The organism is Streptomyces sp. NBC_00582 (assembly GCF_036345155.1).
Lineage (GTDB): Bacteria > Actinomycetota > Actinomycetes > Streptomycetales > Streptomycetaceae > Streptomyces.
Genome location: NZ_CP107772.1, coordinates 9,576,497 through 9,600,044, shown reverse-complemented (window position 1 = coordinate 9,600,044; position 23,548 = coordinate 9,576,497). Strand labels below are relative to the sequence as shown.

20 protein-coding genes are annotated in these 23,548 nt (G+C 72.6%); 9 read left to right on the top strand and 11 right to left on the bottom strand.

The window, feature by feature from the left end; all coding sequences use genetic code 11:
• The first annotated feature begins 240 nt into the window (after nt 1–240).
• Together OG852_RS43425 and OG852_RS43420 are read left to right on the top strand one after the other, a co-directional pair.
• Complete coding sequence (locus OG852_RS43425) at nt 241–1,884, top strand: alpha/beta hydrolase (RefSeq protein ID WP_330350755.1); 1,644 nt, start codon at nt 241–243, stop codon at nt 1,882–1,884.
• A complete protein-coding gene (locus OG852_RS43420) occupies nt 1,885–3,348 on the top strand; it encodes an FMN-binding glutamate synthase family protein (RefSeq protein WP_330350754.1) in 1,464 nt (487 codons plus the stop codon).
• Nucleotides 3,349–3,377: 29 nt separating this feature from the next.
• Here OG852_RS43420 and OG852_RS43415 read toward each other — a convergent pair whose 3' ends face one another.
• Nucleotides 3,378–4,148, bottom strand: coding sequence for an alpha/beta fold hydrolase (locus OG852_RS43415; RefSeq protein WP_330350753.1), 771 nt, complete (start codon nt 4,146–4,148; stop codon nt 3,378–3,380).
• 198 nt (nt 4,149–4,346) lie between these two features.
• Here OG852_RS43415 and OG852_RS43410 point away from each other — a divergent pair, with 198 nt between their 5' ends.
• Together OG852_RS43410 and OG852_RS43405 are read left to right on the top strand one after the other, a co-directional pair.
• Nucleotides 4,347–5,441: a baeRF3 domain-containing protein gene (locus OG852_RS43410; RefSeq protein ID WP_133913258.1), complete on the top strand. Its 1,095-nt coding sequence runs from the start codon at nt 4,347–4,349 to the stop codon at nt 5,439–5,441.
• A 90-nt stretch (nt 5,442–5,531) separates the two neighbouring features.
• The gene (locus OG852_RS43405; RefSeq protein WP_330350752.1) at nt 5,532–6,557 is read left to right on the top strand and encodes a Gfo/Idh/MocA family protein; all 1,026 of its coding nucleotides are present in this window, start codon (nt 5,532–5,534) and stop codon (nt 6,555–6,557) included.
• 12 nt (nt 6,558–6,569) lie between these two features.
• Here OG852_RS43405 and OG852_RS43400 read toward each other — a convergent pair whose 3' ends face one another.
• On the bottom strand, nt 6,570–6,983 hold the full coding sequence (locus OG852_RS43400) for an SsgA family sporulation/cell division regulator (RefSeq protein WP_133913256.1): 414 nt from the start codon (nt 6,981–6,983) through the stop codon (nt 6,570–6,572).
• 349 nt (nt 6,984–7,332) lie between these two features.
• Between OG852_RS43400 and OG852_RS43395 the strand changes: the two genes are divergently transcribed.
• Entirely contained in the window at nt 7,333–8,709 is a 1,377-nt protein-coding gene (locus tag OG852_RS43395; protein ID WP_330350751.1) for a PP2C family protein-serine/threonine phosphatase, read from the top strand.
• Nucleotides 8,710–8,771: 62 nt separating this feature from the next.
• On the opposite strand, the gene OG852_RS43390 is transcribed toward OG852_RS43395, so the two are convergent.
• Nucleotides 8,772–10,274 carry a DNA-binding protein NsdB gene (locus tag OG852_RS43390; protein WP_133913254.1) on the bottom strand — a complete coding sequence of 501 codons (1,503 nt, stop codon included), beginning with the start codon at nt 10,272–10,274 and terminating at the stop codon, nt 8,772–8,774.
• Between the two features lie 231 nt (nt 10,275–10,505).
• Between OG852_RS43390 and OG852_RS43385 the strand changes: the two genes are divergently transcribed.
• Together OG852_RS43385 and OG852_RS43380 are read left to right on the top strand one after the other, a co-directional pair.
• Nucleotides 10,506–11,645, top strand: coding sequence for an aminoglycoside phosphotransferase family protein (locus OG852_RS43385; RefSeq protein ID WP_330350750.1), 1,140 nt, complete (start codon nt 10,506–10,508; stop codon nt 11,643–11,645).
• Between the two features lie 123 nt (nt 11,646–11,768).
• The gene (locus OG852_RS43380) at nt 11,769–13,721 is read left to right on the top strand and encodes an N-acetylmuramoyl-L-alanine amidase (protein ID WP_330350749.1); all 1,953 of its coding nucleotides are present in this window, start codon (nt 11,769–11,771) and stop codon (nt 13,719–13,721) included.
• Nucleotides 13,722–13,725: 4 nt separating this feature from the next.
• Here OG852_RS43380 and OG852_RS43375 read toward each other — a convergent pair whose 3' ends face one another.
• The 8 genes from OG852_RS43375 to OG852_RS43340 all read right to left on the bottom strand — a co-directional run bounded on the left by OG852_RS43375 (nt 13,726) and on the right by OG852_RS43340 (nt 20,325).
• Complete coding sequence (locus OG852_RS43375; RefSeq protein WP_133913251.1) at nt 13,726–14,223, bottom strand: hypothetical protein; 498 nt, start codon at nt 14,221–14,223, stop codon at nt 13,726–13,728.
• Between the two features lie 132 nt (nt 14,224–14,355).
• Nucleotides 14,356–14,958: a CGNR zinc finger domain-containing protein gene (locus OG852_RS43370; protein WP_330350748.1), complete on the bottom strand. Its 603-nt coding sequence runs from the start codon at nt 14,956–14,958 to the stop codon at nt 14,356–14,358.
• A gap of 42 nt (nt 14,959–15,000) precedes the next feature.
• A complete protein-coding gene (locus OG852_RS43365; protein ID WP_330350747.1) occupies nt 15,001–15,903 on the bottom strand; it encodes a universal stress protein in 903 nt (300 codons plus the stop codon).
• A gap of 141 nt (nt 15,904–16,044) precedes the next feature.
• Nucleotides 16,045–16,287, bottom strand: coding sequence for a DUF397 domain-containing protein (locus tag OG852_RS43360; protein ID WP_133913248.1), 243 nt, complete (start codon nt 16,285–16,287; stop codon nt 16,045–16,047).
• Nucleotides 16,288–16,370: 83 nt separating this feature from the next.
• Nucleotides 16,371–17,537, bottom strand: a complete 1,167-nt coding sequence (locus tag OG852_RS43355; protein ID WP_133913247.1) for a thiolase domain-containing protein — start codon at nt 17,535–17,537, stop codon at nt 16,371–16,373.
• On the bottom strand, nt 17,534–18,577 hold the full coding sequence (locus OG852_RS43350) for a thiolase domain-containing protein (RefSeq protein WP_330350746.1): 1,044 nt from the start codon (nt 18,575–18,577) through the stop codon (nt 17,534–17,536). Before OG852_RS43350 ends, OG852_RS43355 begins: the two co-directional genes overlap by 4 nt.
• A complete protein-coding gene (locus OG852_RS43345; protein ID WP_330350745.1) occupies nt 18,574–19,515 on the bottom strand; it encodes a Zn-ribbon domain-containing OB-fold protein in 942 nt (313 codons plus the stop codon). Before OG852_RS43345 ends, OG852_RS43350 begins: the two co-directional genes overlap by 4 nt.
• Before the next feature lie 9 nt (nt 19,516–19,524).
• Entirely contained in the window at nt 19,525–20,325 is an 801-nt protein-coding gene (locus OG852_RS43340; RefSeq protein WP_330350744.1) for a crotonase/enoyl-CoA hydratase family protein, read from the bottom strand.
• Nucleotides 20,326–20,503: 178 nt separating this feature from the next.
• Between OG852_RS43340 and OG852_RS43335 the strand changes: the two genes are divergently transcribed.
• Nucleotides 20,504–22,108: an acyl-CoA synthetase gene (locus tag OG852_RS43335; RefSeq protein WP_330350743.1), complete on the top strand. Its 1,605-nt coding sequence runs from the start codon at nt 20,504–20,506 to the stop codon at nt 22,106–22,108.
• Between the two features lie 135 nt (nt 22,109–22,243).
• Nucleotides 22,244–23,542 (top strand): phenylacetate--CoA ligase PaaK, encoded by a 1,299-nt coding sequence (paaK, locus tag OG852_RS43330; RefSeq protein ID WP_330350742.1) that lies wholly within the window; start codon nt 22,244–22,246, stop codon nt 23,540–23,542.
• Nucleotides 23,543–23,548 lie beyond the last annotated feature (6 nt).

Sequence of the window (23,548 nt, the reverse complement as noted above, 5' to 3'; positions counted from 1 at the left end):
ATACATGTCGCGGGCACTCACCCGCACCAGGTAAAACGCGGGCGAACCGAACGAGTTATGCCCAATCCGTCATTCACCCCATCGGGCGCCCCCGGTCGAACGGCCTCACGCCCCGGACACGGGTGCCGCGCGTCCTCGCGCCGGGCCGCCGCCCGTCCGGAGGCGAGGCTTCCGCAGGCCGCCTATCGTGATCCGGGACGCCCGTTCCCGGTCCGCTGCGGTCCGTTTCTGGAGGCATCGATGCTGGCCATGCTGTCGACGCGGCGCCGCCGCGCGCTCGCCACGGGCGCCGCGCTCACCCTGCTGGGGACGGCGCTGCCGACGGCCGTCGCGGCGGCCGGGGACGACGGGTCCGACCTCGACCGGTACTACGAGCAGAAGATCTCCTGGTCGGTCTGCGTCCTCGACAGCGTGCCCGAGGACCTCCAGTGCGGCAAGGTCACGGTGCCGCTCGACTACGCCCACCCCGAGAAGGGCAGCCTCGACCTGGCCCTCGCCCGCTACCGGGCCACCGGCGACAAGAAGGGCTCGGTGCTGCTGAACTTCGGCGGCCCCGGCGGGGCCGGCGTTCCCGGGCTCGCCTACAGCGGCAAGGACTTCCTGGAGCTCACCGACGGCTACGACGTCGTGTCCTTCGACCCCCGGGGCGTCGGCCGTTCCTCGCCCGTGAGCTGCGGGGACACCGGCGAGGACGAGGGACTCGACGCCCTGGACGGCGGCTCGGCGCTCGACGATCCCCGGGCGCTGCTGGCGAAGCTCAAGAAGACGGCCGCCGACTGCGACGACCACTCCGGCCCCGTCCTGACCCACATCGGCACGGTCGACGCGGCGCGGGACATGGACGTCCTACGGCAGGCGCTGGGCGACAAGAAGCTCAACTACCTCGGCTTCTCCTACGGCACCCGGTTGGGCGCCGTCTACGCGGCACGGTTCCCCGACAAGGTCGGCCGGGTGGTCCTCGACGGCGTCGACACCCTCACCGAGCCGCTCACCGAGCAGGGACTCGCGGGCGCCCGGGGCCAGCAGGTGGCTCTGGAGGACTTCGTCGACTGGTGCGTGAAGGACATCGCCTGCCCGTTCGGCACGGACGCGCGGACCGCCCGTGAGGAGGTCGTCCGGACGGTCCACTCGCTCGACGAGGATCCGCTGCCGACGGACTTCGGCGACGAGTTCACCGGACAGGACCTGGTGGCCGCCCTCGGCCAGGGCCTGTACGGCAAGGAGCTGTGGCCCTCACTGGAACGGGCCCTCGCCCGGCTCGTCGAGGACGGCGACGCCTCCGGGGTGGCGGCCTTCACCAACGGCGGCCTCACCCTTCCGACCCACGCCGGCGACCGCCCGGCCGGCCCGGCCCGTGCCCCGACGCCCACCCGGACCCGCGCCTCGCAAGGCGCCCCCTCCCCCAGTCCGCTCGTCGACGCCGGGGACGTCCCCCTCGACAACCTCCCGGCGGCCTACATGGCGATCAACTGCGCCGACGACCCCGACCGCCCCACCGCCGAGCGGCTGACCGCGGACCTCCCGCGGCTGCGCGCCGCGTACGACAAGGCGTCCCCCGTCTTCGGCCGCTACCGCCTGTCCGAGGTCCTCCTCTGCTACGGCCGCCCCCCGGGCACGGACTTCATCCGCGAGAGGGTCAAGGACCTCGACACGCCGAAGATGCTGCTCGTCGGCACCCGTGGGGACCCGGCGACCCCGTACCGCTGGACCACGGAGACCGCGGAGCGGCTCGGCGACTCGGCCGTGGTGCTCGACAACCGGGGCGAGGGCCACACCGGATACGGCTCCTCCAAGTGCGTGCACCGCAAGGTCGACGACTTTTTGCTCTACGGCTCCCTCCCGCGCAGCGGCAGTTCCTGCCTGTCCGACGAGGACGGCGGCTGAGTGCGCCGCTACGCGCCGTGGCTGCTCGTCGTCCTCGGCGCGGCCGGGGCGCTGACCGCGTCGTCCACCGTGTCCGCCCGGTGGTGGTGGGCGGCGGGCCCACTGCTCGCCCTGGGCCTCCTGGGCGCGTGGGACATGCTCCAGCGCCGGCGGGCGCTGTTGCGCAACCATCCCCTCGTCGGCCGTCTGGGCCACCCCGTACGGGAAGCGGCGCGCCCGGTCGCCGGCGCCCGGGAGGGGGAGGAGTTCTTCGCGCCGTCGGCGGGTCCGCTCCCGCCGCCCGAGGAGGAGCCGAGGGTGCGCGTGGGCGGACCCGACTGCAGACTGCCGTACGACATGGCGCTGCTGAACGTGTCCGCGCTGAGCTTCGGGGCGCTGTCCTCCCGTGCGGTCCTCGCTCTCGGCCGGGGTGCGGCGCTGGGCCGTTTCGCGCAGGACACCGGGGAGGGCGGGCTGTCGGACCATCATCTGCGCGGGGGCGGGGACCTCGTCTGGGAGATCGGTTCGGGCTACTTCGGCTGCCGTACGCCCGACGGCGGTTTCGAGCAGCGCGAGTTCGCGGACCGGGCGGCGCTGCCCGAGGTGAAGTGCGTGTCGCTGAAGCTGTCGCAGGGGGCCGCTCCGGGCGGCGGCGGGATGCTGCCGGGGGCCAAGGTGAGCGCGGAGATCGCGCGGGAACGGGGTGTGCCAAAGGGCCGGGCGGTGATCTCGCCGCCGTGTCACCGGGTGTTCTCGACGCCGCGTGAACTGGTGCTGTTCCTGGCCCGGATGCGGGAGCTCGCGGGCGGCAAGCCGACCGGGTTCAAGCTGTGCGTGCGCTCGCGGCGGCAGTTCCTCGCGGTGTGCAAGGCGATGCTCGCGGAGGGCGTGACGCCCGACTTCGTGGTGGTGGACGGGGCGGAGGGCGGCACGGGCGCGGGACCGCCGGGGTTCGCGGGCCGGCCGGGGATGCCGCTCACCGAGGCGCTGATCACCGTGCACAACGCGCTCGTCGGCACCGGCCTCAGGGACCGGATCCGGATCGGCGCGAGCGGCGGGATCGCCACCGGCGCGGACATCGTCCGTCGGCTCGCGCAGGGCGCCGACTACACCAACGCGGCCCGCGCGATGATGAGCGCCGTCGGCTGTGTCGGGGCCGGCCGCTGCCACACCGGCACCTGCCCGGTGGGCGTCGCCACCCAGGACCCCGCGCGGGTGTGGGCCCTGCACGTCGGCGACAAGGCGCGGCGGGTGCGCCACTACCAGCGGGCGACGGTCCGCAGCGCCGTCCGGATCATGGCCGCGCTGGGCGTACGGGATCCGGGCGGGCTCACCCCCGGGCATCTGCTGCGCCGTACCGACGCCGGAACGGCGCTCTCCTACGCCGATCTGTACGAGTGGCTGGAGCCGGGTGCCCTGGCGGCCGGACCGCCCGCCGGCTGGGCGGCGGACTGGGCGGCGGCGGATCCGGACGCCTTCGGCTGACGCCCGGACCGGCACACGGGTACGCCGGTTCAGCTCACGAACGTGTCGATCGCCGCCGTCAGCTCGGCCGGCTTCTCCACGGGGAGTTCATGACCTGCGTCCAGGATGCGCACCGTGGCGTCGGGGTACGCCTTCGCCATCCGGAGCATCTGTCCCACGGGGAGCTGGATGTCGTGGTAGCCGTGGATCATGAGGGTGGGTGCCTGGATCTCCCCCACCCGGTCCAGGACGTCGAAGGCCCGCATGGCGCCGTACAGCGTCATGACGACCTCGCGCGGGGTGCCGGCCGAGGACCTGACGTACGCGCGGATCTCCTCGCGGGGGTATCCGGGGGCGAAGGCGCGCTGGATGTTGGCGGCGACGAACAGCTTGAAGGGGACCAGGGTGGAGACGCCCATCAGCAGACCGCGGCCCCGGCTGTACGTCATCCGGGCGATGGAGTTCACCAGCACCATGCGCTCCACCCGCCCGGGGTGGGAGAGGGCGACGGTCTGCGCGATCATCCCGCCCATCGAGTGGCCGATCAGGACGCACCGCTCGATCTTGAGGTGGTCGAGGAGGGCGATCAGGTCCTGCGCCAGCTCGGCCACCGTCCTCACCCCGGCCCCGCCGCTCTCGCCGTGCCCGCGCAGGTCGAGGCGGACCACCCGCCGCTTCTCGGCGAAGTGGGCGATCTGGTGGTCCCAGCGGTGCCGGTTCGCCGTCCAGCCGTGCACGAAGACCAGGGGCGTCCCGCCGCCGTCGCGCGGTCCCTCGTCGTCGTACGTCAGCGTCGCGCCGGCGACTTCGAGCTGCGGCATGGGTGCCTCCTGCGGTACGTCCCGGTTACTGACGCGTACGGTAACCGGCGGCCGGGGCCGTCGTCACCGTCGTACGACGAGGAAATCCGGGAGGCTCCCCGGGAGATGCCGTGATGGCGCCCAACGGGAGGGTCTGCCGACGGCTTTGCGCCGGTTACCCCGAATGCCCTATAGGTGAATCGGTCCTATGGTGCTCATATGGAGCACGCACTCAGCCCCGCGACCCTCTCCGAACTGCGCCGCCCGCGCCCCTATCCCGCGGTCTCCGTGCTGACCCCGACGCACCGCAGGGAGCCGGACAACGCCCAGGACCGGGTCCGGCTGCGCAATGTCGTGGCCGAGGCGAAGAAACAGCTGGAGGCCGACCCGGCCGTCACCCGTGAGCGGCGCGCCGATGTCGCCGAGCAGCTCGACCGGGCCCTGGCCGAGGTCGACCTGACGTACACCGAGGACGGGCTGGTGATCTTCGCCGCTCCCGGCGAGCACCAGGTGTGGTCGCTGTCCCGTCCGGTGCCCGAGCGGGTCGTGCTCTCGGACACCTTCCTCACCCGCAACCTGGTCTCCGCGCAGGCCGCCGGGCGCCCGTACTGGGTGCTGTCGGTCTCCGCGGACCGCGTCACCCTGTGGAGCGGCGGGCCGGACCGGGTCGTCGAGGAGGACATCGGCGGCTTCCCGCTGATCCACCGGCAGGAGAACTTCGACGCCGAACGCCAGGAGCAGATCGGGGACATGCCCAGCACGTTCCGCGACGAGGGCACCCGCCACTTCCTGCGCGACGCCGACACCGCGATGAACCGACTGCTGCGCCTCGCCCCGCGCCCCCTGTACGTCACCGGTGATCAGGCCGCCCTCTCGGCGCTCGACGAGATCGGCACCGTCACCCGGGCCGCGGTGCACGTCCCGCACGGCGGGCTCTCGCACGGCACCCCGGACGCGGTGTGGCAGGCGGTACGGCCGATGGTCGCCGCCGAGGCCCGCAGAAGCGTCGACACGGTCAGCCGCGCGCTCGAATCGGCCCTCGGCCGCAAGGAGTTCGCGGCCGGTGTCGACGAGGTGTGGCAGAACGCCCGGGAAGCCCGGATCCGGCTGCTGGCCGTCGAGGAGAACTACCGGGTGACCGTGCGCGACGACGGCGACCATCTGATCCCGGCCCTGAGCGGCGACCTCGACGCCCGCGAGGACATCGTGGACGAGATCGTCGAGCAGTGTCTGGAGACGGGCGCCGACGTGCGCTTCGTACCGGACGGCACCCTGGGGAACGAGGCGGGCATCGCGGGCGTCCTGCGGTACTGAGCTCGGCCCCGGCCGAGTCCCCGCCCCGCCGTCCCTCCTCCCGGCCCGCGTACGCTACGACGTGATCGTCGGCCGGGAGGGGGAGCGCACGTGGGTGACCTGCTGGGCGTGGCGGTTCTGGGGGCCGGACACATGGGGGCGGACCACATACGGCGCCTCGACCGCGTGGTGAGCGGAGCCAGGGTCGCCGCCGTGGCCGATCTCGACGCGGAGCGCGCGAAGGACGCCGTCGCCGGGATCGACGGGGTCGTCGTCCACACGGAGACGGAGGCCGCGCTGGACGCCCCCGGAGTGCAGGCGGTACTGATCGCCTCGCCCGGTCCGGCACACGAGGAGGCCCTGATGGCGGCGCTCGCCCGGGGACTCCCGGTGCTGTGCGAGAAGCCGATGGTGCCGGACTCGGCGGGGGCCCTGCGGATCGTCGAGGCGGAGGCCCGGCTCGGCAGGCGGCTCACCCAGGTCGGGTTCATGCGGCGCCACGACGCCGAGTACCGCCGGCTCAAGGCGGTGCTGGACGACGGGCGGCTGGGGCGGCCCCTGATGCTGCACTGCGTGCACCGCAACGTCTCCTCTCCGCCGGACTTCACCAGCGCGATGCTGATCGACAGTTCGGTCTCGCACGAGATCGACGCGGCCCGCTGGCTGCTCGGCCAGGAGCTGACCGCGGTCACCGTGCTGCGGCCGCGCCCCTCGTCGGGCGCTCCGGGGGGACTGCTCGACCCGCAGTTCGTGGTGTTCGAGAACGACGGGGGCGCGCTCGTCGACGTGGAGGTCTTCGTCAACTGCGGGTTCGGCTACCAGGTGCGCTGCGAGGCCGTGTGCGAGGCGGGCAGCGCGCGCATCGGCGACGACCACGGGATGCTGGTGACGGCGCGCGGCGAGGCGGCGACCGGGGTGCCGCAGGACTATCTGGTCCGTTTCGTGGCGGCCTACGACCGTGAGGTGCAGACCTGGGTCGAGGCGGCCCGCCGGGGGCGGGTCACCGGCCCGACCGCCTGGGACGGCTACGCGGCCTCCGCCGTCGCGGAGGCCGGGGTCCGGGCATTGGACAGCGGTGAGCGCGTCGAGGTCGCCCTCGCCGGGCGCCCGGACCTGTACGCCGGGCACGAGGACTGAGACCGCCCCGCGTCAGACATTGCCGAGCAGGGCCTGCAGACCCTCGTCGACGGCGGCCCCGACGTCCTCCCGTCCGGCCGGGACCACGGCGTAGCTGCGCAGCAGGAAGCGGCGCAGGGCGAAGGTGTCGAACTGGAGCAGGGCCATGCCGAACGGTGAGTGAAGCTCCACCACGGTGCGGGCCGGGCCGCAGGGCCACAGGTGCACGTCGCCGGTGCCGGCGGGGCCTCGCAGCCCCTCCTCCAGGAGGGTGCGGCCGAAGGTCCAGGTGGCGGCCTCTTCGGCGAGGGAGACCTCCGCCGGGAAGTCGACGTGCACGGCGAACGGGTCGTCGGAGGCGTAGCGGAGCGTCGCGGCGACCGGCAGTTCCTCGTCCTCGGCGGTGATCAGGCGCGCGCGGACGGGCTGTTCCAGGGTGATGTCCATGCTTGTAGGACCCCGGAGGTGCCGTATGCATTACGCGAAAGCGGGTGCTACTTGATGTGATCTGCGTCACGGCATATCTTTCCTGAACAAACGACCGTCGAACATGCGCCTGAAGGTCTCCCCGTACCCCCCTCCAGTCCCTCAAGTCACGTAGGTCACCTACGACTTGAGCCCTCTTCCGGCACAGGACCAGCACCCCCGCGAGCCCGCCTTGGGGACGGAGGCATATGCCAGAGACACCACCGAATCGTGTGTTGCCAAATCCCTTACACGGCGTCGCGGGCTGTGCAACAGTCGTAACGGCCCTTCCGTCCCCGTTCGTCGTACCGTCCCCGCATCGGAGTGCGTCATGCCGTCCCATCTGTCTGCGGACCGTCCCGCCGCCCAGCCGCCGGGACGCGGCTCGGTCGACGCGCTGATCTCGCAGACACGACGGCTCAAGGGCGACGTGGACGCCGTACGACGGGACACCCAGGGGATCGACACCGGGGATCCGCAGGGCCGTTGGCAGCGGGCGCTGTACGACCTGGCGCTGCATCAGCTCGAGGACCTCGACGCCCACCTGGCCCAGCTCCGGGACGGGTCCCCGCCGGCGCCCCCCGCCGCACCCCGGGACTCCCTGCTCAGCCGGGTCGGCAGCGCCGAGTGGAACCTGCTCGCGGACGACGCCGTCTGGTCCGAGGAGCTCTACGGCATCCTCGGCCGCGACCCGGCCACCCCCGCGCTCACCCTCGACGAACTGCCCTCCCTCGTCCTCGACGAGGACCGGCCGCGACTCACCGCGATGGTCACGGACTGCCTGGTGGACGCCCGGCCCATCGACGGCGAGTTCCGCGTGGTCCGCCCGGACGGCGAGGTGCGGACCCTGCACATGATGGGCGAGCCCGTGCTCGACGCCGACGGCGGCACCGCCTCGATGTGGGCCGTGCTGCGCGACGTCAGCGCACTGCGCCGGAGCCAGACCGAGGTGCGCGACACCCGTGACTCGCTGCACCGGCAGCGGGCGCGGAGCGAACACCGGTTCGCGGCCGAGTTGCGGGAGGCCGTCCTCCCGAACGGGCGCGGCCCGCTGCGGCTCCCGCACCGGGGCCCCGGAACCCTCGACCTCGCCGTCCGCCAGGTGCCCGCCGCGACCGGCTCGCTCCTCGGCGGGGACTGGTACGACGCCCTCGAACTCCCCGACGGGCAGGCGCTGTTGAGCGTCGGCGACCTCACCGGCCACGGCCCGGCCGTCACCGCGGACACCGCGATGCTGCTGGGCGCGCTGCGCGGGATGGCCATGGCCGGCGCCGGACCCGCCCAGCTCATGACCTGGCTCAACCAGTTACTCGACGCCACCGTCCAGCCGGCCCTGGCCGGCGCCCTGTGCTGCCGCTACCGGCCCGACACCCGCACCCTCACCTGGGCGCAGGCCGGACACCCCACCCCGCTGCTGTTCCGCGACGGGACGGGGCGCCGACTCGACGCACCCGACGGAGTCCTCCTGGGCGCCACCTCGGGCGCCGCCTACGGACAGGCCGAGGCGACCCTCGAAGCGGGCGACCTGCTTCTGCTGCACACCACCGGACTGGTGCCCGGCGACAGGACACACCGACTCCTGGACCTCGCCCCCCGCTTCCACGAGGCGCGCACCGCACAGGACTGCCTGCGGACGGTCATGGAGGAGTTCGGCGAGAGTGGGCGCGACGACGACGCCTGTGTGCTCGTCGCCCGCGTCACCCGGTGATCAACGTGGTTCCGTTTAACTGACTGTTCGGTCCGGACGTCTTCGGCCGGCCGCCAACTCACTCACGCCTGGGCGGTGTTGCCACCCCGCCCTCCCCTCGGCCTCGGCAGCGCCTGCCTGATCTGTTCACGCAGTTCGCTGATGCTCGGGTAGCTGGCGTACTCCGCGGTGAGCCGGTACATCTCGCGCAGCCGGTCCCAGGTGCGGCGGGAGGAGTTCGACCCCATCGACATCAGGGCGAGCCGGGCGTAGCGGTCCGCCTGTTCGGGGTCGTCCGCGATGAAGCAGGCCGATGCCATGGAGAGATGGTCGAAGATCTTCGACCGCTCCCGTCCGTCGACCCGGAGCGCCAGCGCCTTCTCCGCGTAGTACTGGGCGTGGACGGCCGCCTGCGGCTCGAACTCGGCCAGGGTGCGATAGGCCAGGGCCTGCATGCCGTACAGATCCTCGTCCTTGAAGGTCTGCATCCAGGACGGCGGTTCCGCGTCGGCCCGGTCGGAGACGAACAGGTCCTCCGCCTGGCCGAGCGTGCGGCGCATGGCCTGCCCCTTGCCCATCGACGCCTGCGCCCAGGCCTCGATGGTGTGGAACATCGCCCGGGTGCGCGGCAGCACCTGGCTGCCGGACCCGGACTGGGCCAGCTTCATCAGGTCCAGGGCTTCGTCGGGCCGGCCGAGATGGACCATCTGACGGGCCGCGCGGGAGAGCGCCTCCCCCGCCCGGGGCCGGTCGCCGCCCTCCCGCGCGGCATGGGCGGCGATGACGAAGTACTTCTGGGCGGTGGGTTCGAGGCCGACGTCGTGCGACATCCAGCCGGCGAGGACGGCGAGGTTGGCAGCGACGCCCCACAGGCGCCGCTGGAGATGGGCAGGGTGGTGGTAGGCGAGCATGCCGCCCACCTCGTTGAGCTGTCCCACGACGGCCTTGCGCTGCAGCCCGCCTCCGCGGGCCGCGTCCCAGGCTCGGAACACCTCGACCGAGCGCTCCAGTTCCTCGATCTCCTCCGTCCCGATGGGGGCGGCCTCATAGCGGTCGAACCCAGCGGGGTCGGCGTGCGGGAGGAGGGGGTTGTCGAGGACGGGAGCGTCGGCGGAGAGGGTGGGGTCGGTGTGCAGCCATTCGTACATGGCGCTGCTGAGTGCTGATCCCGCGGCGAGCGCGGCACCCGCGCCCACCAAGCCGCGTCGGTTGAGCATGAGGTCCATTCCCGTGAATTCGGTGAGGACCGCGGCAGTCCGTTCGGGCGCCCACGGCACGCCGTCGGGATGCTCCACGCTCCCGCCGCCCGGCCGTTTCCCCGTACGCCCGTGCCGGACCAGACCGAGGTCCTCGATGGTCACGACACGGCCGAGACGCTCGGTGAACAGGGCCGCCAGCACCCGCGGCACCGGATCGCGCGGGATCTCTCCCATGTCGATCCACCGCCGCACCCGGGAGGTGTCGGTCGACAGCTGGGGGTGGCCCATGGCCGCCGCCTGCCGGTTGACCAGCCTCGCGAGTTCACCCTTGGACCAGCCGGCCAGGCCGAACAGGTCCGCAAGGCGGGTGTTGGGTTGTCCGCTCACGTAAGCCCCCAGGTTCTCGGCTGAGTTGACAGTAGCCCGGTGAAAGTTGCCGGGCGACTATTCGCCAGGGTTCGCCAGGGTCCGCCAGATGGTGTGCCACTGGGCGACGGGTGTCAGGTAGGAACGCGCCACCCCGACCCGGTCGCCGAGGGACATTCCCCAGGGTGCACCCGGGTGATCGGTCGGGGCAGCGCTTTGACTCGCAGGCACACGAAGGGATCTGTTCCGCCCATGTACGCAGCATCGTCCTCCGTGTCCGCCCCTCCCCGGTCGCTGCACCCCCGCCCGGGCGGCGGCGGCCCCTACCTCGCCCCCCAGCGGACGGCGGCGCCCGTGCTCGGCGCGGGCGGTGTCCGCCGTCCCGCGGGACTCGGCGCCCAGCCGCTCAGCGGCCGGCTCGACCTGTCGGGCCCCCAGGGCGCGCAGTTGCGCACCGCGATCGCCTCGGTCCACCGGATCTGTCCGGAGTTCGCCCCGGTGCAGGTGCTGCGCCGCAGCGGACGCTCGGTGCTCCTGGTCGGCACGACCGGACGCAGCACGGCCGTCGCGAAGTGTTTACTGGACCACTCGCCCGTCTGGGCCGAGCGGATCCGGCACGAAATAGCGGCGTACCGCACGTTCGTCCGGCAGCGCCCCCCGGTGCGGGTGCCGAGACTGATCGCGGCGGACCCGGACAACTGCACCCTGGTGATCGAGCGGATGGCCGGACGGGTGGCGGCCCTCCAGCGGCACCCGACCGAGACCCCGCCGCGGGCGGACATCAGGGCGGCGCTCGGCGCGATCTGCCGGCTGAACGCCTGGCGGCCGCCGGCGGGCACCTTCGACGCGCCGCTGGACTACGCGGCCCGGATCGCCCGGTACCACGAGCTGGGTCTGCTCACCGACCGGGACCTGGGCGACCTCCAGAAGCTGCTGCACGGCATCGCGGCCTCCGCGGGCCGGCAGGGCATGGGCCAGTTCTGCCACGGCGACGCCCTCCTGTCGAACATCCTCGTCTCACCGGCCGGTCCAGTGCTGGTGGACTGGGAGCACGCGGGCTGGTACCTGCCGGGCTACGACCTGGCGACACTGTGGTCGGTCCTCGGTGACGCCCCCGTGGCGCGCCGTCAGATCAGCCAGATCGCCCAGTCGGAGGGACCGGCCTCGCGGGACGCCTTCCTGGTGAACCTGATGCTGGTGCTGACCCGGGAGATCCGCACCTACGAGACCGCCGTGCAGCGCTCGATGCACGACGCGGCCCCTACGGCCCCCGGGGCGGCCCACCCGGGTGCCGCGCCGTCCGGCGAGGAACAGCGGCTGCTGCTGCGGCGGCTGCACGACGACTGCCAGCTCGCCCGCCGGGCGGTGCGCGCGGCGGTCGGCACTCGCTGAGGGGGCGAAGGCCCGCGGTGCGCCAGAACGGCGGCGCACCGCGGGCCTTCGTGCGTCGCACCGCGGCACATGTCCCTTATGTGGTCATGATGGGCGGGTGATCGGCAGACCGAGGAGGCCACTTTGCCACGACCCGTCACCCACCCCCGACCACCCCTTCCCGTCCGAAGAGCCGCCGGCGCCGTCGCCTCGGCGGCTCTGCTGCTGCCGCTGCTTGGCGCGGCGCCCTCCGCCGCCGGGACCGGGGCGAACGGTCTGCAGCGGGCGTTCGCCTCGGCGGCCGCCCGCTACCACGTGCCGCAGAGCGTGCTGCTGGGCGTCTCCTACCTCCAGTCCCGCTGGGACACCCACGCCGGGGCGCCGAGTGTGACCGGCGGCTACGGTCCGATGCACCTCACGGACGCCCGTACCGCCCTGGCCACCGTCCCTCACCACAGCGAGGGCACGGAGGACGCCCGGGGCGACTCCGCCCGCCGGGCCCGGCATCCCCGGGTGCGGCTGCCGGCCGTGGACGAGATCCCGGCCCGGCTGCGGACCCTCCCGCGGGCCGCGGAGCTGACGGGTCTGAGCACCGCGAAGCTGCGCACGGACCCGGCCGCCAATGTGGCGGGCGGCGCCGCCCTGCTCGCCGACGCCCAGGAGTACCTCGGCGAGCCGTCCAGCGAGGACCCGGCCGACTGGTACGGCGCGGTGGCCCGGTTCTCGGGCGCGGACGACAGCGAGACCGCCGCCGCGTACGCGAACGACGTGTTCGAGGTGATGCGCTCCGGTCAGCGGCGGGTCATCGACACCGGCGAGCTGGTCTCCCTGGCCGCGCAGCCGGACCTCGATCCACGGATCACGCAGCTCGACCGGGCCGGTCTGCGCCAGGGGTCCGCCGAGGGCACCGAGTGTCCGCCGGGGGTGTCCTGCGAGCGGATCCCGGCGCCGTACGAGGCGTTCGGCACGGACGACTACGGCAACCACGACGAGGCCGACCGGCCCGCGTCCTCGCCGATCCGGTACATCGTCGTCCATGACACCGAGGGCGGCTGGGAGGGGGTCATCAACCTGATCCAGGATCCCACCTATGTGTCCTGGCACTACTCGCTGCGCTCCACCGACGGCCACATCGCCCAGCATGTGCGGGTGAAGGACGTGGCCTGGCACTCGGGCAACTGGTACGTCAACGCGAACTCGATCGGCCTGGAGCACGAGGGCTTCCTCGCCCAGCCGGACTCCTGGTACACGGAGGCGATGTACAAGTCGTCGGCGCGGCTGGTGGCGTTCCTCGCGGCGCGGTACGGCATTCCGCTGGACCGGCAGCACATCCTCGGCCATGACACCGTGCCGGGCCCGACCACGGCGAACGTGCGGGGGATGCACACCGACCCCGGCCCGTACTGGGACTGGCGGCACTACTTCGAGCTGCTGGGCAAGCCCCTGGACGCCACGGCGCTCGCGGGCAGCGGTGTGGTGACGATCCGGCCGGACTACGCGGCGAACCGGCCGGCGTACGTGGACTGCGGCGGCAAGGGCAAGGGGTGCGCGGCGCACGGCTCCAGCGCGGTGCGGCTGTACTCCGACCACGACGAGAAGTCGGCGCTGGTCCAGGACCCCGTTCTGGGCGGCACCCCGACGACCGGGGTGAACGACCTGTCCTCGCGGGTCTCCACCGGCCAGCAGTTCGCGGTGGCGGGCACCTGGGGCGACTGGACGGCCATCTGGTACCTGGGCCGCAAGGCGTGGTTCAGGAATCCCACCGCCCGGCCGACGGCGGTGCCCTCCCACGGGGTGCTGATCACACCGCGGGCGGGCCTGGGGAGCGTTCCGGTGTACGGGCGCGCCTACCCCGAGGCGTCGGCCTATCCGGCGGGGGTCCCGGTCCAACCGGTCTCCGCGCTGCCGTACACCCTGCCGAAGGGCCAGCGGTACGTGGCCGGGGACAGGGTGCCCGGGGAGTACCTCTACGCGGGCGCCTTCGACCCCAGCACGCATCGGGTGGTCGAGGGCAAGGACCTGTACTACGAGATCCAGTACGGCCACCGGGTGGCGTTCGTCCGCGCGGCGGACGTGACGATCGTCCCGGCGTCCTGACGCCTCAGCCCTGCTGGAACAGCTCCGCCGGGAGAGGCTTCAGCAGGGCGTACAGGTCGTCGGTGATGGGGCGGTCCCAGGCGGCGATGGTCACCAGGACGTTGTCGCTGCGGTCGAACTGGACGCAGGAGATCCGGCCCTCGGAGAGCTTCAGCCGGCGCACGATGAGCAGGTTGTCGCCCTGCATCACCGGCATGTCCTCGGTGCCGACGACGGTCACCTCCTCGTCGTTCTCCAGCGCGAGCAGGAGCTGCGCCACCTCGAAGGGGACCTCGCCCTCGGCGACCTCGCGGGCCGGGGAGCCCTCGGGGAGGTTCCCGATGATCATCGCGGGGCCTCGGCCGCCGAACAGGTCGTAGCGCAGGAAGACGCCCTGACAGCTCCCGTCGGGGGCGGGCAGCAGACCGGCGCCGAGGTTGCCGGGCCAGTCGCCCGGGTCCATGGCCAGAACGTCGAAATCGGGGCCGGCGGGGGTGGCGCTGCGGCGGCGGAGGAACGACATGCGGCCATGGTACGGCCCCGGGGGAACGGTCGTGTTTCGGGTGCGGGTGGTGTGTGGCCGGTCGCGCCCGCGCGGCGGAGCCGCACAGGGATACAGTCCCGCGCCCCTGGTGGGCTGCACCGAGCGCTGTTGTCAGGTCACCGTCCTTTTGTGGCGTTCAGCGTGGCGGGCCACCCGGGCTCTGTTGCCGCAGGACGGCTTGCACCATTCCTGGCGGGGGTGGTCCTTGAGGAAGTAGCGGACGCAGCGGGGGGCGTGGCAGGCGCGCAGGCGGGGGCGGTCGGGGCCGGTGAGGAAGGTGATGGCGGCCTGGGCCAGGAGGGCCGTGATCGCGGCGTCTCCCTGTGCGGGGCGCCGCTCCAGGACGGGGGCGGTGTCCTCGGTCCAGTGCAGGACGGGGACGGTGGGGGTCAGCTCGGCGGCCGTGTTGAGGCGGCGCAGGGCCTCGGGCAGCGGCAGGAGTCGGTGCGCGTCGGCGGGGCTCGGCTCTCCGGGGCGTACGGCGTGGGCGAAGAGGGTGCGGACGGCTGTGCGCAGTTCGCGTACGGCGGTCAGCGCGTCGGTGTCCGCGCGGTAGGCGTGGGCTCCGGGCAGGAGGTCGGGGCGGGCCCGGACCCAGGCGGTGAGGCCGGACGGGTCGGCCAGGTCGTCGGCGATGCCGCCGTCGCCGTCGTGGCGGACGGTCAGGGCGAGGTCGAGGGCGAGCCGGGTGTCCCGGTGGGGGGAGTCCTCCATGGCGCTAATGATAGGTGAAGCGGTGACCATTAGCCCCGGTGGTCAGTCCTCGGCGGGGGCCGGTGGCACCACGGCGACCGGGCCGGCCGCGTGGAGCAGGACGGCCTGGGTGACGGAGCCGAGCATGCGGGCGGGCGCGAGGAGCCGGCGGCGGTGCCGGCCGATCACGACGAGTTCGGCGTCCCGGGAGGCGCCGACGAGGAGTCCGGCCGCGTCGCCGGGGACGGGTGCGGCGTCCACCCGGACGCCGGGATGCCGCTCGCGGTGCGGGGCGAGGAAGCCGTCGGCGAGGGTGCGGGTCTCGTGCTCGATGGCGTCCTGGTCGTAGACGGTGATCGGCAGATCGCCGGGGGCGAGCCAGCTCTGGATCGGCCAGGGGTAGGCGGCGAGCACCTGCAGGCGGGCGTCGCGCAGGGCCGCCTCGGTGAAGGCGAAGTCGAGGGCGGCGTCGTCGGGGCCGTCGGTCTTGAGGCCGACGACGACCCGGGGCCCGGGTTCGGTGGGCAGGGTGACGTCGACGGTGCGGCCCGGGCGGGGCACGATCACGACGGGGCATTCGGCGTCGCGGGCCGCGGCCAGCCCGTTGGAGCCGAGCAGCAGGCTGGCGAAGCCGCCGCGGCCCCGTGAGCCGAGGACCAGCAGCTGGGCCTCGGCGCCGAGTTCGGGCAGCAGGGCGCCGGGGGCGCCGTCGAGGCCGGTGTACGCGATCTCCGGCGGCTCCTCGGCCCCTGCCAGACGGGCCCGGGCGTCGGTGAGGACCGGGTCGTCCTGCGGGGGCAGGGGCACCAGGACGGGGGCGCCGGGCGGTGCCCAGGCGGAGTGGTGCCGTACGTGCGCCACGCGAAGGGGCGCCGCCCGGCGGCGGGCCGCGTCGGCGGCCCAGTCGAGGGCGCGCAGACTGTCGTCGGAACCGTCGACCGCCGCGACGACCGGCAGGGTGCTCATGGTCCTCACCTCCGGAGTACGACCTTCGTCCTGCTGCGGCCAGCCTGGCTCAGCCGGGGCGCCGGGAGGACGTACGGGGTCGCGTGTCCGGAAAATCGGAGGGAACACCCCCCGAATCGCCGCGCGCGGCGGGACCTGACCCTACGTCAGGTCGAACTCCCCCTCCCGGGCGCCCGAGACGAACGCGCCCCACTCCGCGGGGGTGAAGATCAGGGAGGGACTCTCGGGTCGGTCGCTGTTGCGCATCGCGATGAATCCCTCGACGAAGGCGATCTGGACATCCCCCCGCCCCCGGCTGCTGGACTGCCACTCGGCGCTGCTGAGGTCCAGCTCCGGCTTGTCCCAGCCCGTGAGCGGCTGCTGCTGGATGGTGCTCTCGGCCACGTCCGTGCTCCTCCCGGTTCGTCGTCCGCGGGCCAGCCTAGCGATCGGTCCGGGGTGCCGACAGAGCACGTGAAGGGTACCTTTCAGGACTCGGGTGGCCGCGCTCCCACGAGCCACATGGAGAAGAACTGCGAACCGCCGCCGTAGGCGTGTCCGAGCACCTTGCGGGCCCGCTCCACCTGGTGTTCCCCGGCCTGGCCGCGCACCTGGAGGGCGGCCTCCGCGAAGCGGATCATGCCGGAGGCGCCGATGGGGTTGGTGGACAGGACCCCGCCCGACATGTTGACGGGCAGGTCGCCGTCGAGCTCGGTGACGCCGGACTCGGTGAGCTTCCAGCCCTCGCCCTCGGCGGCGAAGCCGAGGTTCTCCAGCCACATGGGCTCGTACCAGGAGAACGGCACGTACATCTCGACGGCGTCGATGTCGCGGCGCGGGTCGCCGATGCCGGCCTGACGGTAGACGTCGGCCGCGCAGTCCTTGCCGGCCTGCGGGGAGACGGCGTCCTTGCCCGCGAAGAGGGTGGGCTCGCTGCGCATGGCGCCGCCCAGCATCCAGGCCGGCGGCCGGGGCGAACGGGCCGCGCCCGCACGGTCGGTGAGGACCATCGCGCACGCCCCGTCGGAGGAGGGGCAGGTCTCGGAGTAGCGGATCGGGTCCCACAGCATCGGCGAGGCCTGGACCTTCTCCAGGGTGATGTCGTGTTCGTGGAGATGGGCGTACGGGTTCTTCAGCGCGTTGCGCCGGTCCTTGTACGCCACCAGGGAGCCGACGGTGTCGGGCGCGCCGCTGCGCCGCATGTAGGCGCGCACATGGGGGGCGAAGAAGCCGCCCGCCCCGGCCAGCAGCGGCTGCTGGAACGGGATCGGCAGGGACAGGCCCCACATGGCGTTGGACTCGGACTGTTTTTCGAAGGCGAGGGTCAGGACCGTGCCGTGGACACGGGCGGCCACCAGGTTGGCCGCGACCAGTGCCGTCGAGCCGCCGACGCTGCCCGCCGTGTGCACGCGCAGCATCGGTTTGCCGACCGCGCCGAGCGCGTCGGCGAGGTACAGCTCGGGCATCATCACGCCCTCGAAGAAGTCGGGCGCCTTGCCGATGACCACGGCGTCGATGTCCGCCCACGTCAACTCGGCGTCGGCGAGGGCGCGTCCGGCGGCCTCGCGGACGAGTCCGGCGATGGAGACGTCCCGGCGGGCCGCCACGTGCTTGGTCTGGCCGATCCCGACGACGGCCACGGGCTCCTTGCTCATCGCGGATCCCCTTCGAGTACGGCGACCAGGTTCTGTTGCAGACACGGGCCGGAGGTGGCGTGGGCGAGGGCCCGGTCGGACTCGCCCCGGTGGATGCGGGTGGCGGCCTCGCCGATGCGGATCAGCCCGGCGGCCATGATCGGGTTGGCGGCGAGGGCGCCGCCGGACGGGTTGACGCGGACGTCGTCGCCGAGCTTCAGCGCCTTGCGCAGCACGACCTCCTGCGAGGTGAAGGGCGCGTGCAGTTCGGCGGTGTCGACGGGCCGTTCGAAGGCACCGGCCTTCTCGGCGGCCAGCCGGGTGGAGGGTGAGTCGGTCAGATCGCGCACCCCGAGCGCGTGGGGCTCGATGCGGTGGTCGATGCCCCGGATCCAGGCGGGGCGCTCGCACAGGGCGCGGGCGCGCTCACCGGCCGCGAGGACGACGGCGGCGGCGCCGTCACCGATCGGCGGGCAGTCCCCGGTGCGCAGGGGCCGTACGAGATAGTCGCCGTGCGGGACCGGGCCCCGTAGCTGGGCGTGCGGGTTGTCGGTGGCACGGCTGCGGGCGGCGATCCCCGCGAGCGCCGGCTCGTCGGTGTCGCCCGCGTCGATCAGCGCCTGGGCCTGCAGGGCGGCGAGGGCGACGGAGTCGGGCCACAGGGGGGCGAGGTAGTAGGGGTCGAGCTGCCGGGTGAGGACGTCCCGCACCGGTCCGGGCGAGGACTTGCCGTAGGAGTACACCAGCGCGGTGTCGGCGTCCCCGGTCAGCAGTTTCGTCCACGCCTCGTACAGCGCCCAGGCGCCGTCCATCTCCACATGGGACTCGGAGATCGGCGGCCAGGCGCCGACGCCGTCGAGGGCGAGGGTGAAGGAGAAGGCGCGCCCGGCGAGGTAGTCGCTGGAGCCGGAGCAGGTGAAGCCGATGTCGGCGGTCTTCAGGCCGGTCCGCTCCAGCACGTCGTGCAGGACCGGCATGAGCATCTCCACCTCGGACATCTCCTCGGTGGTGCGCAGGGTGTCGGTCTGCCCGAAGGCGACGACGGCGATGTCCCGGGTCACAGCAGCTCCTTGTACGTCTCGTAGTCCGCGTCGGGTTCGCCGGTCGGCCGGTAGTGGTCCGGGTAGCGGCCGCCGTCCGTCCACACCGGTTCGACCCTGAGGCCCATCCGCACCTGGTCGTACGGGATCCCGCCGATCCGGCCGTGCAGGGCGAGGCCGGCGCCGTCGAGGGCGATGTGGGCGTAGACGTACGGGACCTCGATGTCGAGGTTCTTCGCCTTGATGTTGACGATGCAGAACGTGGTGACCGTGCCGGCCGGGCCGACCTCGACCTGCTCGGCGGTGGCCACGCCGCAGGTCGGGCAGGCGCCGCGCGGCGGGACGTAGACCTTGCGGCAGGAGGGACAGCGCTCCCCGACGGTCCGCCGGCCCGAGAGGGCGGCGATGTAGGCGGACTGGGCGCGGCCGGGCGAGTAGGTGTAGTCGAGGCGGGCGTGCGCGACGATCCCGGTGACCTTCTCCTCGAACGTGCCGTCGCTGCCCGTGAGTTCGGCCGGCTCGCCGTCGTACGGCTCGAAGCACGCGATGTCGGTGATGGCCCCGGTCCGCTCCTCGGCCCAGCGGATCCGGACGCGCGTACCGGTGCGGACGGCGTCGGGGCCGGGCACGTCGAGGGCGTGCAGGAGGGCGGTGTCGGCGCCGTCGAGCCGGACGAGGACCCAGGCGAAGGGGGTGTCGAGGGGCTGGCCGCGGCGCGGCTCGTGGTTCCAGGCCCAGGTGGTGACCGTGCCAGTCGGGGCCACTTCGACGAGGTCGCGCAGGTCCTCGGCGGTGACGGGGTCGTACTCGACGGGGGGCACGAGTGTGCGCCCGTCGGCGGTGGCGACCCCGAGGACGACCCGCTCGCGCAGCCCGGTCAGAAAGGCGCTCTGCACGGGTCCGAGGGACCGGGTGAAGGGGAACTCGACGACGAGGGGGGCTTTGAGGACTTCGGGCACGGGGGCTCCTCAGGCGCGCTTGTAGACGGGCGGTCGCTTCTCCGCGAAGGCGCGGGCGCCTTCCTTGGCGTCGGCGGTGTCGAAGACCGGCCAGCCGCGTTCGAGTTCGGAGGCGAGGCCGTCGGTCTCGGTCAGCTCGGCGGTCTCGTACACCGACGCCTTGACGGCCTCCACGGCCAACGGTCCGCAGTGGTTGATCAGTTCGGCGATCTCCAGGGCCTTGTCGAGGGCCTCGCCGTCCGGGACCACATGCCCGATCAGGCCGATGTCCGCCGCCTCGCGGGCGGTGTACGGGCGCCCGGTGAGCAGCATCTCCAGCGCGTGGGTGCGCGGGATCTGCCGCTGGAGGCGGACCGTGGAGCCGCCGATCGGGAAGAGCCCGCGCTTCACCTCGAACAGTCCGAAGGTGGCGGACTCCCCGGCGACGCGGATGTCGGTGCCCTGGAGCATCTCGGTGCCGCCCGCCACGCAGTACCCCTCGACGGCGGCGATCACGGGCTTGCGCGGCCGGTGGTGGCGCAGCATCGCCTTCCAGTGCAGGTCGGGGTCGGCCTTGAGGCGGTCGCGGTGCCGCTCGCCCTCCATGCCCTGGCCGGCGAGCGCCTTGAGGTCCATGCCGGCGCAGAAGCTGCCGCCCGCGCCGGTGAGGACGACCGAGCGGACCGAGTCGTCCTCGTCGGCCTCGAGCCAGCCGTCGTGGAGGCCGACGAGCATGCCGATCGAGAGCGCGTTCCTGGCCTGTGGCCTGTTGAGCGTGAGCACGAGTGTGGCGCCTTCGCGCCGCACGCTGAGGTGTTCGGTTCCGCCCATCGCACATCTCCCCTCGGAAAGAACGAGAACAGGTTGCAGGAGGCGTGAAGGCACTTCAAGAGTTTTCTGACACTCAGTCAGATTTCTTGGCGCGGACCCTTCCCAGTTGTCGCGCCCTTTGCTCTGATGACCGGCGAACCGTCGCACGAGCCGGGGCGCCCCAGGGTCAGGAGGAGCGGTGGAGTACAACCTTGCCGACCTGTTCGAGTCGGTCGTCGACGTGGTGCCGGACCGCGAGGCCCTGGTGTACGTCGACCATCCGGGCACCGGCGCCGAGCGCCGGCTGACGTACGCGCAACTGGACGCGGCGGCCAACCGGATCGGCCATCACCTCCTGGACAGCGGGATCCGCGCGGGGGAACACGTCGGCCTGCATCTGTACAACGGCGTCGAGTATCTGCAGACGGTGCTCGGCTGCCTGAAGGCGCGGATCGTGCCGGTCAACGTCAACTATCGTTACGTCGAGGACGAGTTGGTCTATCTCTACCGGGACGCGGATCTCGTCGGGCTGGTCTTCGACGCGGAGTTCACGGACCTGGTGGCGGCAGCGCTGCCGCAGGCCCCGGCGCTGCGGCACCTGGTGTGCGTCGGCCCGACGGGTGAGGGCGTCACCGCCTTCGCGGACGCCGAGGCGGCGGGCTCGCCGGAGCGGGGTTTCGCGGACCGTTCGGGCGACGACCAGTTCATCATCTACACCGGCGGAACCACGGGCATGCCCAAGGGCGTGATGTGGCGTCAGGAGGACCTGTTCTTCTCCGGGTTGGGCGGCGGTGCGCCGACCGGGGAGCCGGTCAAGAAGCCGGAGGAGCTCGCCGAGCGGGTCGCGGCGGGCGGTTCGGGGATCACCTTCTTCCCCACTCCCCCGCTGATGCACGGCACGTCCACCCTCACCGCCTTCATCGGCTTCAACTTCGGTCAACGGGTCGTGCTGCACCGCAAGTTCGTGCCCGAGGAGGTGCTGCGGACCATCGCCAAGGAGCGGGTCAACGCGGTCGCCCTGGTGGGCGACGCGATGCTGCGGCCGCTGATCGACGCGCTCGAAGGGCCGATGAGGGGCACCGACTGCTCGTCGGTGTTCAGCGTGTCCTCCTCCGGGGCGATCATGTCGGACACGGTCCGGGCCCAGTTCCGTGCGCTGATGCCGAACGCGATGCTGCTCAACAACTTCGGGTCCTCCGAGTCCGGCTTCAACGGGACCGCGACGGACGACTCAGGACCCGAGCGCGGCTTCCGCATCCGGGTCAACTCCCGCACCCGGGTGGTCGATCCGGCGACCCACGAGCCGATCGCCCCCGGCGAGGTCGGCCGGGTCGCCCAGCGCGGCCATGTCCCGCTCGGCTACTACAACGACCCGGCGAAGACGGCCGAGACCTTCTTCGAGAAGGACGGCGAACGCTGGGTGCTCCTGGGCGACATGGCCACTGTCGACGAGGACGGGGTGGTGGTCGTCCTGGGCCGCGGCTCCCAGTGCATCAACACGGGGGGCGAGAAGGTGTACCCCGAGGAGGTCGAGCAGGCGCTGAAGTCGCACCCGGACGTGTACGACGCCCTGGTGGCGGGGGTGCCGGACCAGACCTGGGGCAACCATGTGGCGGCCGTGGTGCAGGTGCGCACCGGGGCGCCGCGCCCCTCCCTGGAGGAGATCCAGACGCACTGCCGGGCCCGCCTCGCCGGGTACAAGATCCCGCGCCAGCTCGTGATCGCCGAGTCCATCCGGCGCTCTCCGAGCGGGAAGGCGGACTACCGGTGGGCACGGGAGGTGGCGGTGGCGGAGAGCCACTGAGAAACAACGCGATTCCCACGGCGAACCTCTTGCCCCGGGCCCCTCGGCCTGGATTACTGATCCACAACACGGCTACCGAATGATCGGTCGCCCGGATTAGTAAGATTTTTCATGGTTTCCCGAGGGAGGGCTCCCATGACGGACACGAGGGACCTGCTGGACGAGGGTGAGCGCCTCGACGCGGCCGGCCTGCGGGCACTGCAGCTCGAGCGCCTGCGGGCCACCCTCCGGCACGCCTACGCGCACGTGCCCTTCTACCGGGAGGCCTTCGACAAGGCGGGCGTCCACCCCGACGACTGCCGAAGCCTCGCCGATCTGGCCCGCTTCCCCTTCACCACCAAGGCGGACCTGCGCGCGCACTACCCGTACGGCATGTTCGCCGTCCCGCGCGAGCGCGTCCGCCGGGTCCACGCCTCCAGCGGCACGACGGGCCTCCCCACGGTGGTCGGTTACACGGACGGCGATCTGTCGCTCTGGTCGGACATGGTGGCCCGCTCGATCCGCGCGGCCGGCGGCCGCCCCGGCGACACCGTGCATGTGGCGTACGGATACGGCCTGTTCACCGGCGGCCTCGGCGCGCACTACGGCGCCGAACGCCTCGGCTGCACGGTGATCCCCGCGTCCGGCGGAATGACCTCCCGTCAGGTCCGGCTCATCCAGGACCTGGAACCCCGGATCATCATGGTGACCCCGTCGTACATGCTGACCCTGCTGGACGAGTTCGAACGGCAGGGCGTCGATCCGCGGTCCACCTCGCTGCGGGTGGGGATCTTCGGCGCCGAGCCGTGGACGGAGCGGATGCGCCAGGAGATCGAGGAGCGGTTCGCGATCGACGCGGTCGACATATACGGCCTGTCGGAGGTGATCGGTCCGGGGGTGGCGCAGGAGTGCGTGGAGACGAAGGACGGGCTGCACATCTGGGAGGACCACTTCTTCCCCGAGGTGGTCGACCCGATCACGGGTGAGGTCCTGCCGGAGGGCGAGAAGGGCGAGCTGGTGTTCACCTCCCTCACCAAGGAGGCGATGCCGGTGATCCGCTACCGCACCCGTGATCTGACCCGGCTGCTGCCGGGCACGGCCCGGGTGTTCCGCCGTATGGAGAAGGTGACCGGCCGCAGCGACGACATGGTCATCCTGCGCGGGGTGAACCTCTTCCCGACCCAGATCGAGGAGATCGTGCTGCGCACCCCCGGGGTCGCGCCCCACTTCCAGCTCCGGCTGACCCGCGAGGGCCGTCTCGACGCCCTGACGGTCCGCGCGGAGGCCCGCCCCGGCGCCACCCCGCAGGACCGCGACAGCGCCGCGCACACCATCGCGGCGGCCGTGAAGGACGGCATCGGGGTGTCGGTGACCGTGGAGATCGTCGAACCGGAGTCGCTGGAGCGGTCGGTGGGGAAGATCAGGCGGATCGTGGACGAACGCCCCAAGGAGTGAGGGGGC

Coding starts and splice junctions, on each gene's coding strand:
- OG852_RS43425 (WP_330350755.1), top strand. CDS start 241: ATGCTGGCCATGCTGTCGACGCGGCGCCGCCGCGCGCTCGCCACGGGC.
- OG852_RS43415 (WP_330350753.1), bottom strand. CDS start 4,148: ATGCCGCAGCTCGAAGTCGCCGGCGCGACGCTGACGTACGACGACGAG.
- OG852_RS43410 (WP_133913258.1), top strand. CDS start 4,347: ATGGAGCACGCACTCAGCCCCGCGACCCTCTCCGAACTGCGCCGCCCG.
- OG852_RS43400 (WP_133913256.1), bottom strand. CDS start 6,983: ATGGACATCACCCTGGAACAGCCCGTCCGCGCGCGCCTGATCACCGCC.
- OG852_RS43395 (WP_330350751.1), top strand. CDS start 7,333: ATGCCGTCCCATCTGTCTGCGGACCGTCCCGCCGCCCAGCCGCCGGGA.
- OG852_RS43385 (WP_330350750.1), top strand. CDS start 10,506: ATGTACGCAGCATCGTCCTCCGTGTCCGCCCCTCCCCGGTCGCTGCAC.
- OG852_RS43375 (WP_133913251.1), bottom strand. CDS start 14,223: ATGTCGTTCCTCCGCCGCCGCAGCGCCACCCCCGCCGGCCCCGATTTC.
- OG852_RS43370 (WP_330350748.1), bottom strand. CDS start 14,958: ATGGAGGACTCCCCCCACCGGGACACCCGGCTCGCCCTCGACCTCGCC.
- OG852_RS43365 (WP_330350747.1), bottom strand. CDS start 15,903: ATGAGCACCCTGCCGGTCGTCGCGGCGGTCGACGGTTCCGACGACAGT.
- OG852_RS43355 (WP_133913247.1), bottom strand. CDS start 17,537: ATGAGCAAGGAGCCCGTGGCCGTCGTCGGGATCGGCCAGACCAAGCAC.
- OG852_RS43340 (WP_330350744.1), bottom strand. CDS start 20,325: ATGGGCGGAACCGAACACCTCAGCGTGCGGCGCGAAGGCGCCACACTC.
- paaK (WP_330350742.1), top strand. CDS start 22,244: ATGACGGACACGAGGGACCTGCTGGACGAGGGTGAGCGCCTCGACGCG.